Raw genomic sequence first — 13421 nt, 5'->3', positions numbered from 1 at the left:
CGCGCCCTCAGCTCCCCAAGCTATTTAAAGGCGTTTCAGCATCCGTTCTAGAGTTTGATGCTCCCACGTGCTAAGCAGGGCAATTGGGTCAGTTCCGTATCGATCTCCCGCGTCGAACGACCAGCGCCGTCCATCCGGGCTCACACACGCTTTGCAGTAGTCGAGAACATCACAGTCGTTGCAGTATCATAATGCTCAACCTGATCGCCGCTTTGGTGTCCTGGGTGTCCTGGTGTAGTCTGAACCCTCCATAGGGAGTCCCAATTTGATGATCGAACAGCTCTTCAAAGCGCTACATCACTACAACGAAGCATACCGCGAACTGATCAACGAAAAAGCGATGCGGCACACGCTTGATCACGGCGACTTCGAGGTCTTTATTCAATCTGCGCTCAAGCTTACAAAGCCTGAAGACTGGGGCTTCATTTGCTCATCGATGGACGTTATCAACGACAGCCTTTTAGGCATTGAGCATTTTTGCAAGTATGGTCTTGATGGCCCCACGAAGTATGACGACTTCGGGGAAAAATACATCCGCTTGTATGGCGTCTTGAACGCCACGTACATCCAGCAACAAGCCCTGCTCAACCTACACCGGATTGCAAACGTCATGAACCTTCGTGATATTGAGAGCAAAGTGGCAAACCTTCAGGTACGTGAAGTCAGGAATAAACTTGGCTCGCATAGTGTCGATTATGCTAATCGCGAAGCTGGAAACACTGAAAGCTTTGTTCCAGTTCGATTTACCCTTTCAGGTATGCGCTGTGATTACTACAACAATACAACGCTACAACATACCGAAGTAGATTTAAAAATAATTCTCGGTGAGCATATCGAGCTGATGAATGATATGTATGACGCCATATATCGAAAGTCAGTTAGCACAATATATAAATCCAACAAAGATAAAGTTGAAGAGCTTCTAGAGAAAATCGACGATGCCAAGGTACTACGAAATGGCGGCATCGTCATGAGGACACCGGACGGGAAAAGAATCTTTATTACAGCATTCGAGTAAGATAAATAGGAGTAAAGTTCACAGTCACTTAGACGTAATAGAGGTAAACCTATCCAGGAGAAGGGTTAGCTCTCCATCATATGATGTATCTTCTGTCGCCTCCAAGAATCCAACCATGATTGCTAGAGTAGGCTGGGTACAAAAGTTGGCTGCACTAAACACCTCATCTTTAGTGCCAGGCCCAAACCTGTAGCCACTCCACGTGTTATTTTCCTTGTCGGAAACTATATAGCGCTTAAGAGAAGATGCTGAATAGTGCATGGCATCGTCGGAAAGATGCTTGTACATTAGGTAATGGTTAGAGAGCGACGACATTTCAGCAATGTCTTTCCAGTTAAGATGGCGGCCCTTTTTCCCAGATATTCGTTCATCCATAGCGGCTTCAACGTCAGCAGTTAGGGAATAACTGCCATTTTTTAAAGCTACCGCCTGACCCCGTTTAGCTGCTAGGTTGTCGTGCTTCAGTAATGGGATGAACTTATCCGGATTATCTATCAGGGCACCGATACAAAATGAATTCTCATATAGACACCTGGCCATGATTCTTGCTTCTACTACCATGCCGCGCTCAAGATTCATGACTGCCGACTGAAAATTGCTCAGTGACCTAATGGTAGAGAACATGGTTAGCACCTTTACATCCATGGTTTTACCGTAATGCTTTTCAAATCCTGAGATGACTATCTTTTGCAGGAGCTGGTTGATATCCCTGAGCAGAGAAAACCACCCAGGATTTTCACCAGTAACATGATCAATGGTTTCTTGTATGTCGCCAGTCAGAAATCCATGGATATTAAATCCGGTATGCCCTGTCGCTGCGGTGCTCAAATCGATCTCCTTTCCTGGTGATTGCATAATCAGCTTAGGGTAGCAAAAGCTAAGGAATGCGTGGCCTGCATTCAAGCATACCAGGCAGATGCTCCATTCTTCCTGCGGATCAAGCGCAATGTCGGAACCTAGCACTCCCCCGGTTGAGCCGGGGGGGTGGGGTCGGATTAACAGTGGGGATAGGTGATGAGGATGATCGGGATTGGTTGAGTTGTTGGCACGGTAGGTGGAACGATGGCTATAGTGATATTAACGGCCAGAAGAATGGCATTAAGAAGGCCGGTGATAGAGTTGATGAATTTGGACATTTTGTTTTCTCATAGTTGTCCATTATTTAGTGTTCCTATCACAGAACTGACCATTGAATTGAGACTTTTTTGAAAATAAATCTACCATCCATCTATAATCGGCTCAGAAGAATTTTGGTACAGCTTTCGACGTTTCGAATTTGCGATACACATCCTGTGCCACAGCATAATTTATAATATGCCAACCGTGTGCAGTGGGATAAATAAAGCTTTTAATCTCAACCGGGGTAAAGGTGAAGTTTTCAGGCAGGCGTAGCTTTTTCTTTGCAGAGGAATCTGCGGAGTTACACTGCTCGCAAATTATTACCGGGGCAAATCTTGCGGCTGCAGCTCCTTGCAAGGTATACATGCCACCATAGGCGTCGCTGGCATGATCGTGATGTGTATGTAGACCAACAACCCAGCCTTCAAACCGTGAGGGGCTTTTAGGAAATCGCATAGTCCAGCGGAGCACCTGGAATTTGGTACGGTTGCAGCATGGGCACCGCCAATCCTCGGTTAATGATTTATATTTCTGCTTGCAGTGACCACAATCAAATTCTAAATACTCAATTTGTGTTGGGAGCTTTCTGTCTCGATTACGGAGAATAGTAGCTTCGCGATCTTTATTCCGTATCTTGCTACCATCGCAAGCTATGCAAAAATGATTTATTAGGAAGTCTAGATGACAACTGCAAGTAGCGTCGATAGAACTCATATCGTCTCCATTGACCACATAGCCCGATTGCTATGTGGTCAAATTGTAGATCAGCTTGGCATATCGTTCTGGGGGCCTCCATCTCGCGTCTCCACACGTTTTCCGGCGACAATACTTTCTCACCTAGCGCGGCCATGGATCATGCCGGGATTTCTCTGACAATGTCCCCCTTGATCACGTATTGGTTTTTCACGTATTCACCATCATCACCAGGGGCTTTATCTACAACGATCATGCCGTGCGTAGCGAGGATCGATAAGCCGTCTCGAAGAGAAGTCCACTGCACAGCAGCCCTATTTCTCAAGTTCTCGACATTGATGCTCGAGATCCTTGCTTGATTCGGTCGGACGATCAGTAGCACCGGCGTAGATCTTAAGCGCCGCAAGCGCCTTCTCCCCTCGGCGAGAGATCTTCGGAAGGTTCTTAACAACCTCTTTGTTTGGGATTTTGTAGTAGTAGCCGTCCTTTTCTGCCTCGAAATGTGGGCATGCAAGCGTGTACTCGGACTTGAGCTTGCCTCCACCAGGCTTGTGTCGAATCCACCCCCGCGCTTCCACGTCAACCAAGGCCTGGCGAACCATTGGCCGACTTAATCCAGTGCGCTCCATCAGCTCGCTGATAGAGGAGACGACTGTGTATGTCTTCGCCGTAGGGGTCATTGTCGCCAGCGCGAAGACGACACGAAGCATCGCCTGAGACCGACCTGCATGAGCCCCTCCTCGAAGGAGCGCAATCTCATCAGACCACCATGCCGGCACTTTCGACCAGGGCCTCATTCCTTGTCCTTCTTTTTCGCTGATTCCAGCACTGATAGAGCTTTCCAAGCTACGCCGAATGCTGCGAATGCCAGCAAGGCGATAACTCCCGAAGGCCCGCTACTTACAATCTCTTTAGCTAATTCCAACATGGTTGCTAACCCTGCTTACTCTACGTTGGCTCCTTTGTACTTCAAGGCGCAGGGTCGCTTCTAGAGAGGCCTATAGTTTCGCGCTAAAGAAAATACTCTGTATATCATGTGGTTAAAAGATTATTTGGAGCTTTTCAGGGGGCAATGAGAGGTATACGAATTACCCCTAATTTACTCCTCATTACCCCCTTGAGCGACCCGTGAATGCTAAAACTGGTATTACTATGTCACTCCAAATCACTCTCGATCATCGCGCCGTCCTTGCTCAAAAATTTTAGCAACGGCGTTGAGTTCCTCCTGCAGAGTGATCGGCGTGGACGTCTCATACAGAGCCAAAAACGCTTCCTGAGCATCCATGACTCGTTTGATTTTGCGCTGCTGTTCGGTATCGCGTCTTTTTTTCAGAAAATCAAACATCTTCAGTACCTCGTCATGTGAGAGGTAATCATAGGCCGTAGAAAATGGGCCTTTTTGGGCGGGTTTCCCAAAATAAAAGAAGATCTTGGACATCTATACATCGATGCGATGATTCGGCCATCAAGCACGCCTTGGATCTGTGACATCTCTTTCGTCGGCATAGAGTTGATCGCGAATCCATGCGATCAATGCCTCTCGTCCACCAGGGTAACCATCATGCGCCTCCCAAGATGGCATTGCGCAGCACTTGGCAAACCTCCCTTGCTGTGAGTGCAGGCATAGGCTCGTCAGGACAATCGGTTAAAATCATAAAAGAAACCAGTCGGCTTTGATCGTTTTACCAAGGGTACACCGCAGGCATGAACCAGGTACTCACAGGGGAGGAGGGGATGAAGCTATTTTTGGACTGTGAGTTCACACAGCTGAACCGAGATACGAAGCTGATTTCCCTGGCACTCGTGTCCGAAGCCGGCCATGAATACTACGTCGAACTCACAGACACCTACCTAGTCGGAGACTGCAGCGACTTCGTGATCCAGAACGTCCTGCCTCAGCTCAACCTGGCTGCGCACGGGCAAACCTTGGTCGAAGCCCAAACCTCATTGCTCGCTTTCCTGAGCCACCTAGAAGTCCCGTTAGAGATTTGCTCGGACGCTCCTGAATGGGATTGGGATTTTTTCTGCCAACTGGCTTACGTAAATCACCGTTGGCCAGCTGACATTTCAATCAGCAACCGGGTTGACGATATCTGCTCAGCCTGAAGCAGTGATATCGACAACGTGACGCTACAAAATTGGCAGCGCGCGTGCCTGGATCATGCTGCATCCCCTCCACTCCTCTTGTCTCCTCCCAACACACACATTTTTTTTTTTTTTTTTGCCTGGTCTCAAAACTCCAGCCTGGCCTCCCAGCCTGGGCTGGCCTGGCCTGGGAGGCTGGCCTGGCCTGGCCTGGCCTGGCCTGGCCTGGCCTGGCCTCCCAGCCTGGCCAAAGCAAGACTCTGCCTGGCCTCCCAACACTTTACACTCCAGTCCCAGCCTCCCAGCCTGGCCTGGCCTCCCAGCCTGGCCTGGGAGGCCAGGAGAGGCCAGGAGAGGCCAGGCAGGGAGGCTGGGAGGCTGGGAGGCTGAGGCTGAGCCAGGAGACCAGCCTGGCCTGGAGACCAGCCGAGACCATGACAGAACTACAAAAATCCCACCTGGATGTTGAAACCCAGCTAATCCCATCTCCAGAAGACAATCATTCCAGCCCAGGAGTTCAAAACACTGCAAAAAAAAAAAAAATTCCAGCCTGGCCAGGAGTCTCTTCTCAAAAAAAATAAAACTACAAAACAAACCCAGCTGGGATTGCAGTGAAACCACCGCGCCACTGCAGCCCCATCAGTGCAAAAGGTCTCAGCTCAATGGCCAGTTGAAATCCACAGCTGGGCCACCCCCAGATTCACAGAGCAAACAGCATAACTAAGCCTCAACTTCGGATACTGCACTTTTGGTGGCATTGAGCTTCTGCTGAGCCACTGATCTTCCTCAAAGTATCTGTCATGCCATCTAATTCTTACAATGCATGGCCTTTGAACAGCAGCTCTGCACACAAAAATCAGCAAGCTCAAAACATGGAAAATAAATAAATAAAATGATCTAGAGAAACAGTAATCAAGTTGAAAAAGAACTACCATCATATTCTTCAGCACTATAAATACACACAGCAAGCTGCAGCAAACATATAAAAAAAAAAAAAAAAAAAAAAAAAAAAAATAAACCCAAATATTCACACACACACATACCAGCCTGCAACCACACACCTCTCAACACAAAGACCCCAAAGGCTGGCCCACAGTATAAAACTTACAAGACATTGAATCAGGCCATGGCTGAAGACAAGGATCAAGGAAATAATAACTAAAATCCTAAAAGAAATGGAAAACAAAATGGCTACAAAAGATATTGCAAATTAAAGAGCTGGCTGCCTGGCACACACAGTAAATATCATCTCTCTGCTTCAAAACTTAACACAATAATGAAAAACTTCATGCCCAGCTGAAAAACAATTTGGTTCAAGCCTTTCCTCTGTAAACAAAAAATAATGAAGAAAAATAATAAAAAAAAATAAAAATATATATTTAAAAAAAAAAAAAAAACAAAAAGTGAGATTCACTGCAGAGCAAGAAAAAAAAAACAAACAAACAAACAAAACCCAGGAGAAACCAAAACCAAAAGCAAACACATAAGAATCATCACACACAACAAAAAAACAAGACAGATTTATTCAAAGATAAATACAATTCCACTGAAACAAATCCCATCCTGTCTCACAGTGCTCATATCTTTTCTGGCTTCTTCATCCCTCCCACTGTGTGCCAGTACCAACCCTATGTGGTGTGAAATTTTAAACTTCAACCAGTCTGGGCTCAGGCAGAAACTCCCTGCCTGTCAGCACAGTGCCCAGCTCAGGGCAGGGAGGCTGCCCATCCCTGCTTCTCTCTACCCCTCCCCAGGGTTGCCTGGAGCAGCAGATCATCCCAGTTGGAGTGGCTTGTTTAATGACTCAAGGAGAAAACAGCCAAAGAACCTGCTAAATTCCTACCCTTAACTAGACAGGCAACGGGCAAAAAAAATGACAAAGCACTAATCACAGTACCTAAGGAATGCCTGGCCCTAAAGAGCTATTGAGGCAGATGTAAACTCTAAGCAATTCATCTTCCTTACCTGGTGAGGTCAGGCCTGAATGCACCAGGGTGATCAACGTGGTTGATGGCACCTGCACGCATACCCAGCACCAATCACCCCTCCGGTTTTAATCGGCATGACATCAGCCTACATCTACGGTGCCCAATCAGCAGGATCAATGGTGTTGAGGTGCTGCCTGAGCGATAAAGCACCAGGTAGCCTTCAATAAATTCCACAGGCCTGGTTATCGCGCGCAGACCTAAGCGGATTTTGCAGGAATGTTAAATGTTTATTTTAAAGAAATCAATATTTCCACTTTTGGGTAAGTTTCATGCAGATGATAGCCTACAGCAAAAGTTTTTATTACTAACCATCACAATGATCCAAACTTTACCAATTTCAACGTTGTGTCCAAAGAACTATATTCAGCATGAGTCAGAGTTTGACGCTTTCAGCACCAGCAGGGCGTCATATTGTTTAATGGTGGCAGGGTCGCTTCAATGAGCGCGAAAGCGCACAAGGTGCGGATGCAGCCTGCAAGGCTGGTTACCGACCACTCCGGCAGGCGCGCGACTGCGCTTGTGGACGCGAGAGCAAACAGGTCAGTCGGAGCAATCGACAATCCACAACAGCAATAAACACCGTGGCGCGGTATTTCAAATGCCGCTGGCACCAGGCCAGGAGTAGCAGGCTGGTCACCACTAAATGGATACCTGCGTACACAACTTCGCCTGTAATCAACTTAAAAACAGCGGTGAAGAGTGATTTCGGCAAATTATTATGCCTGTGTGACACCAGCAACCTGGGCACTGGCCTGAACGCAGTGGGTTATTACAGGCAAAGATTAAGCAATAAACATTAATCCTGGCAAAATAACTTTACAGAAATGAGCCGGTATTGAATTACACATAACTTAAATCCCTGGCTGAATCGTCAGCCAAATTTTAAAGGACAACTTTCAGCTGTAAAGGCAATATCTATACACACTCACCATCACCAATATGGAGACATTACATCGCCTTACACCTGCTCCAATTCCACTGAACGCCGTATGAACATGGATTTAAATGGAATGAGCCAGTGAAGTAGAACTTGAATTATTTCAGGTGAATACCTGAAATGAATACCTTGAAAGAACTAAAAACTCAACAGCTAATTTGATAAAAGGCAAAGAAAAGTGCAGCGGTTGTATTATTATTGGGAATAATCATTAGGAAAAAGTAGTTTGGTCAGCTGAAAAAGTGAGTCACAAAGTATGCCTGTACAACTATACATAATGAATTTGAATACAGCAATAACGGAAATGTAAAATGTATCTGCAATTAAGGGGATTGTATTTTAACAGCTATGAAGCGGGATCTGCATCACTACATCCCTAAAAAAGCACATGCTGAATTGATAAAGTCATATTGGAAAACGTCTATGCAATCGATATTTTGAAGAATCCATTACCTTATCGAGTCAAAAAGTAAAATCGCATCACTTTGACAAACTTGATGGACTGCAAATACGACCCAGTTAGCAACAAAGCAATCACTTCGTTTGTTCCACCACCAAGACCATTCAGATGCTTAGCAGAATGGCTAAAGATCAACTTGATGAGTATTGGCACAGACATGATTGATGAGTTAATTGTGACCGATGCTTTAAATGAATCGACTCAAAATACAAACACGAATGCGTAGGAGTTTGAGGGTCTAAGCACTGGTGAGCAAAATCGCTTGCTTATGTTTGCCAAAATACTTAGTGTGATGGAGGAGCGCACGGTTTTTTTAATAGACGAGCCGGAGCTAAGTTTGCACTTGCATTGGCAAATGGAATTTCACAAAACCATACTGAAGATATTATCGAGGCTCGACAGGTTTCATGTTGTTATTGCAACTCACTCTCCTATTATGATCAGCGAAGGAGTGCGCGCAGACGGTAATCCCGATAATGTCGTTGCCGTATTGGATGCTCGGGTTGATGGTGGGGTAAAGGCAAACTCAAAAGAAAATTATAATAAAGGTGTGTCGTATGAATTCTATAGTTTTGTGAAAGTTGCAAGTCATGAGCAGTTGGTGTTGCGGCAGTTCCATACTTCACCGTATCAGACTCGGGAAGTGAGCGTGGAGATTGCTGATACCGTGCTTGATTACGCCGAAGGCGCAACTGAACGAGCCGAAGCGATAAAACTGTTGCGCAGCTTGAGCTCTGCAATGGGGTTATCCGAGCAAGCTGAAAAGCAGATCCAGGCCGCTATTAAGTTTGTACAGAAAGGTTTAACTAAATCAATCAAGGATAAGATTTCAATATGAAATCTCTTTGTGTAGACGGCGACGAAGAAAATCATCTGCAAAAGCTTATTGATCTGATAAAAAGCAAGGATATGGACGGTGGTGAGGCTTGGTCGGCTTTTTCCGCACCTGCAGCTTCAAAGACCTTTAAAAGAGGGGAGGCTGATTCTAGGACATTTGATTTTAGTCCGGTTGAGCGAGCAACATATAAAAACGTTAGGCAGCGCGTACAAAATCATCTATTCAATAAATGTGCTGGATCTTGCGCATATTGCCGTCGCCCTGTTGGGCATTATGGCTGGGCGTGGCATATAGAGCACGTTCTTCCGAAGTCAAAGCACTCGTCACTTACCTTCTCACTTGACAATCTGACTGTTGGATGCGTGCATTGTAATCAATGGAAAGGCGCTCGGATTGATAGATATCTGGTAGGCAAGATACTGCCGATAATTAATCCATCACTTCCAGGTTTTATTTACTCTGCTCATCTCACGTACGTACAGATTAGCACCGACTCACTTAGCTTTGCAAAATATTCACATTGTTCGCCTGAGGGGGCTAAGACTTACAAAGAACTTTCATTCGAGATGCTTGAAAGGTCTTACGCTATTAATGGGATGCATCCACCTTTAGCATCTTTGCATGAAAAAATTGAAAGAGCTATCGGAGTTGGACTTTCAGCGGTTGAGGGACAAGGTCTAGCAGAACTGCTATTTGAGCTAAAACAAAGTATATACAAACTCAATTAGCTGTTGGTTGGTCGCATATTGCCAGCGTTCTACAAAAGAAAGTGTGTGGCCTTCCACTATGGAACCGAGCTATGTGCTTAAAGTCTCATGGCGGAGGGGCATATTGTAAGGTTATTTCTCCACTAGATCTTTGTACATTTCTCTTGCGTTTAGGATCTGATCCCTCAGCTCTTCAGGATCAATCCTCACACCGCCACGAGGAGTTACCTGCAATGTTTTCAGGGAGTTGGCTGCTTTTATGAATGCTCGCTCTTCCGCCTGAATCCATTGAGGACGCTTGTCTTTCCAAAAGAGCCATGCCATTTCGCCTTACCTCACTTCTCGATGGATGGGAGCTAGTATCTGGTAGCTGCAGGAGATGTCCAATCTACGTGGTGACTTCGACATCCTGCAAGTGGAGCGCGCAGACCAGGAGGGTCGAAGGGCATGAGGATGGAAGCCCGCAGGGCCAAGACCTGTCGTAGACAGGGCTTGGTTCACGACAGCCGTCCCTCCTAGGGCATGCCACAACAACCGTAGCGTCGATGGCTAACGAAAGGTGCGCTGATCGAATGACCTGGGCATAACGCCCTGCGCACAAAGGTCATACGTTTTTCGCAATGCTACCTCATCGCCAGAGGACACCCTCGCATGGGCAAAGATCGTCGACAAAAAACGCTTCCGCTCGCCATTGCCGAGTTCAGACCAGACCCTCGGCTGACCTTGTGCATCCGGAACCGCAAGGCGATCAAGGAAATACTCCTCCAGGCTGTGAAGACGTTGCTGACCATCAATCAAAATCTCGCTGTTCTCCAACAATGCCCTGTCAGTGTTAGCTGACTCGCACCAGTCGTTTGTCAGGTAGCTTCCCAGGTCGGCCCCTGACCAAACAGCGGCAATGAAACGACCCTTCTGGCCTACGTTCCATTCGAGGGCACGCGCCCAGATTGGCACAGGCATGCCCATAACAAATCGCCCGGCCCATGGATGCCGCTCATGAGCGGCAGACGGATCAACCAGGTACTTCTCTAACTGGCTGACCAATACCTCAATCGGGTAATGACTGACGCTCGTGGGCAGCACTCGCTGTGGCATACGGATGCTCAAGTCGGATATTTCGTCGTCGGCATAACGTTGAAATGCAGGGCTCATAGTTTTCCTTGGTGGGGGCAGGTAGATCGAAATAGCCAGGACAATATCAGGGCAATACGCGAGAGGATCGCCACGCATCCACGGTCACAATGATCAGCAGATCTCGATCCGTGGAGATATCGATTTGCCCACTATCGACAAGCGCGTGCGCATAGCCTTCAGCATAGGCAGCAGCTTTATCGAACTCGGATGTGCTGGTAGAGGATCGAATGTTATTGATGAGTCGTACCCATGCACGGTGCTGGCGGTTGCCTTGTAGAGTGCAAGGGAACGATATGGCACCGCTGAGACGATGTACGAAGGGATCACTAGGAATGGTCAAAGCCGTTGCTCAAAGGGATACATACTTATGAAAAACGGTTGGGTCTGGAAAACCTTGAGCAGGTGCGGAAGATTTTTGCTCGTGGGGCGATCATGTAGGCCAAAGGCTTATCAATACGAGCAAGCGGAGCGCGCAGGCGTGAGGATGGAAGCCCGGCAGGGTCAGGACAACGGCGAGCATCGCCGGGCCTGATTTACGACAGCCGTCCCGACCGGGCGCGCACAAATCGGTGTTGTCCACCTCGCGGGTCAACATCAGCTTCTATGGGATAGGTTTAGAACCGGTCGCCGACTCTCGCCATGAATCTAAGTCCTCGTCAAAGAGACCCAGAGCATGTTGTATCCGCTCCGGATCCGCTTCGGGTTCCTCACCTGGTGGTGGCCCAAAAATGTTTTCAGGTGCCCAGTCATCCTTGAACAAGAACATATCAGGCGTAAATTCCACGATGCCGAGCTCATTGTTGTCCAAGATCTCACGAGCGAATTGCCTGAAGATCCTGCCCCCCTTAAGCCCAAGCCCTGCACCAGTGTCTTTGACAAACAGGACAGTCCATTCGTCGTACATTACACCAGCCGCAATCTTCTCCCAGACAAGACAGAACAGCTTGTAATTCTCTCCGACCAATTTGCTGTCATGCACAACGACAAGCGTGCCTTTGGAAGCATTCAATAGCCTGACTGGAGAGAGGATGGTCAACATGATCGATTGCTCGATCAAGTCGATCACCCTTGTATCGGTTTGCCCTTCCCAGAGCACAGCAAATTTCTGAACACTCATGTCACCAAGTGGAACGCAGTCAGCGCCGAACAATTGCTGTGTAGAAAAAATCGTATATGCGCCCTCACCATCATTGTTGTGAGGCTGCTCGTGCTCGGTATATAGCAAGCGGGAATAGATCATGGTGGGCACCGTGTGGCGAAGGAATGTGTGAGCCGTACCTGTGTCGGGTACTCAACGATAGACTGAGTACCTATCCCATTACTTCATTAGGCATCTGGACTTCTGCTCGCCGCACCGACGTAACAATCCGTCATCGAACAGCGATGGTGGCCCATAGTCGACGCTACAAAGTCCGCTACGCTCGGGTGACTCCGAGGGGGTAACGGTCTGGAGGAGGTCAACATGCAACCGGTGAGATATGCGGTCGTCGCAGTTTGATATCTCCTCAGCGCAGTCATCGAGAACCGGTATGTTGTAGCGCTCAATCCCCAGGCTATTTGACTCAAGGACTTCCTTGACTTCACGCCAAAACAAGTAATCAGAACGGCCTGAATAGGCCTCGTGCTCACACGAAAAATCCACCTCCAACCTTCGGTTGAGCTCCAATTCTTTGATCGGCTTCCATAGGGCTTCGATGGCAGAAAAAGTGGAGCCCGCCACTTCGTCACTCAAAAAGACACGAAGCACGTCTTTGTGAACGGCAACCAGCTTCACCCCGGACATTGCGCCTTGGATGTGTGCCTGTTCTAGAGTCTCGATTGCGAATCTGTCCTCTAGCGGCTGGTTGTAGAGGACGGCGAAGCGCTGTTTGCGAGCGGTTGCCATCAGATCAAGATTCGGGGTCTTCCACTGCAGGGCGCTCAACACCACGTAATGGAAAACACCTTTGAGAGCTACGGGAGCGCATTCCGGGTGGAACAGAGCTGAAAATCTCATGGTGATTTCTCTCTTGGACGGTAGTGAGAACTGAAGACCATGGGGCTGAAGTGGTCAAGGGAAAAAACGAAATTAAAAAAAGAATTTTTCTTTTGAATCAGTATCTTACGAGCATACTCTTAAATTGAAATTGACACATGGGGAGCTCGGATGCTGCTGCGCATCGAGACCCCGCCTCTTTGGGCGCTCCGCTGAAGTGTGCCGAACGACCCCTCTTTGAGTCGCTCGCCTTATGCCTTGAGTCCAAGCTGTTCGACGAGCGTAGAGTTCCTACCTGAGTAGTCGAAGAGCATCAGAAGCTACGCTCGTATACTCAAACGTGACTGTCGTAGGTTGGTTGACGATCAGTATTTCCGAGGATGGGCAGCTAGCTGTTGGAAACGGAAGGTGACCTATCCAATCGTGTACAGGTAAGCGAGATGCAGCGCCTACAGTGGAAAGGCCAA

12 protein-coding genes and 1 pseudogene are annotated in these 13421 nt (G+C 47.6%); 4 read left to right on the top strand and 9 right to left on the bottom strand.

Translation table 11 applies throughout. From position 1 onward, the window contains the following. The first annotated feature begins 268 nt into the window (after positions 1 to 268). Positions 269 to 1018, top strand: coding sequence for a hypothetical protein (locus AB3G35_RS20465; RefSeq protein ID WP_369782016.1), 750 nt, complete (start codon positions 269 to 271; stop codon positions 1016 to 1018). 24 nt (positions 1019 to 1042) lie between these two features. Here the strand turns inward: AB3G35_RS20465 and AB3G35_RS20460 are convergent, their stop codons facing one another. The 5 genes from AB3G35_RS20460 to AB3G35_RS20440 all read right to left on the bottom strand — a co-directional run bounded on the left by AB3G35_RS20460 (position 1043) and on the right by AB3G35_RS20440 (position 4268). Beyond that, positions 1043 to 1846, bottom strand: a complete 804-nt coding sequence (locus AB3G35_RS20460) for a DUF5677 domain-containing protein (protein WP_369782015.1) — start codon at positions 1844 to 1846, stop codon at positions 1043 to 1045. 411 nt (positions 1847 to 2257) lie between these two features. Then, on the bottom strand, positions 2258 to 2851 hold the full coding sequence (locus tag AB3G35_RS20455; RefSeq protein WP_369782014.1) for a hypothetical protein: 594 nt from the start codon (positions 2849 to 2851) through the stop codon (positions 2258 to 2260). Positions 2852 to 3144: 293 nt separating this feature from the next. Next, complete coding sequence (locus AB3G35_RS20450) at positions 3145 to 3540, bottom strand: hypothetical protein (RefSeq protein WP_369782013.1); 396 nt, start codon at positions 3538 to 3540, stop codon at positions 3145 to 3147. A gap of 83 nt (positions 3541 to 3623) precedes the next feature. After that, positions 3624 to 3758, bottom strand: a complete 135-nt coding sequence (locus tag AB3G35_RS20445) for a hypothetical protein (protein WP_369782012.1) — start codon at positions 3756 to 3758, stop codon at positions 3624 to 3626. 237 nt (positions 3759 to 3995) lie between these two features. Then, positions 3996 to 4268: a hypothetical protein gene (locus tag AB3G35_RS20440; protein WP_369782011.1), complete on the bottom strand. Its 273-nt coding sequence runs from the start codon at positions 4266 to 4268 to the stop codon at positions 3996 to 3998. 296 nt (positions 4269 to 4564) lie between these two features. On the opposite strand from AB3G35_RS20440, the gene AB3G35_RS20435 reads away from it, so the two are divergent. From AB3G35_RS20435 to AB3G35_RS20425, 3 genes and pseudogenes are all read left to right on the top strand, one after another. Beyond that, complete coding sequence (locus AB3G35_RS20435; RefSeq protein ID WP_369782010.1) at positions 4565 to 4936, top strand: hypothetical protein; 372 nt, start codon at positions 4565 to 4567, stop codon at positions 4934 to 4936. A 3614-nt stretch (positions 4937 to 8550) separates the two neighbouring features. Then, positions 8551 to 9138 (top strand): annotated as a pseudogene (locus AB3G35_RS20430) (AAA family ATPase); the annotation flags it as partial. Further along, on the top strand, positions 9135 to 9866 hold the full coding sequence (locus tag AB3G35_RS20425) for an HNH endonuclease (protein ID WP_122702852.1): 732 nt from the start codon (positions 9135 to 9137) through the stop codon (positions 9864 to 9866). The pseudogene AB3G35_RS20430 and the gene AB3G35_RS20425, both read left to right, overlap by 4 nt. A gap of 111 nt (positions 9867 to 9977) precedes the next feature. Here AB3G35_RS20425 and AB3G35_RS20420 read toward each other — a convergent pair whose 3' ends face one another. From AB3G35_RS20420 to AB3G35_RS20405, 4 genes are all read right to left on the bottom strand, one after another. Beyond that, positions 9978 to 10169 (bottom strand): hypothetical protein, encoded by a 192-nt coding sequence (locus tag AB3G35_RS20420; protein ID WP_122702853.1) that lies wholly within the window; start codon positions 10167 to 10169, stop codon positions 9978 to 9980. A gap of 225 nt (positions 10170 to 10394) precedes the next feature. Further along, the gene (locus tag AB3G35_RS20415; RefSeq protein WP_369782009.1) at positions 10395 to 10997 is read right to left on the bottom strand and encodes a hypothetical protein; all 603 of its coding nucleotides are present in this window, start codon (positions 10995 to 10997) and stop codon (positions 10395 to 10397) included. A 583-nt stretch (positions 10998 to 11580) separates the two neighbouring features. After that, positions 11581 to 12219 carry a hypothetical protein gene (locus AB3G35_RS20410; RefSeq protein ID WP_369782008.1) on the bottom strand — a complete coding sequence of 213 codons (639 nt, stop codon included), beginning with the start codon at positions 12217 to 12219 and terminating at the stop codon, positions 11581 to 11583. Positions 12220 to 12297: 78 nt separating this feature from the next. After that, positions 12298 to 12975 carry a hypothetical protein gene (locus AB3G35_RS20405; RefSeq protein ID WP_369782006.1) on the bottom strand — a complete coding sequence of 226 codons (678 nt, stop codon included), beginning with the start codon at positions 12973 to 12975 and terminating at the stop codon, positions 12298 to 12300. Positions 12976 to 13421 lie beyond the last annotated feature (446 nt).

It is taken from the genome of Pseudomonas sp. WC2401 (assembly GCF_041200115.1).
GTDB classification, from domain to species: domain Bacteria; phylum Pseudomonadota; class Gammaproteobacteria; order Pseudomonadales; family Pseudomonadaceae; genus Aquipseudomonas; species Aquipseudomonas fragi.
The sequence above is the reverse complement of the archived record's forward strand: the minus strand, read 5'-3'. Positions and strand labels throughout refer to the sequence as shown.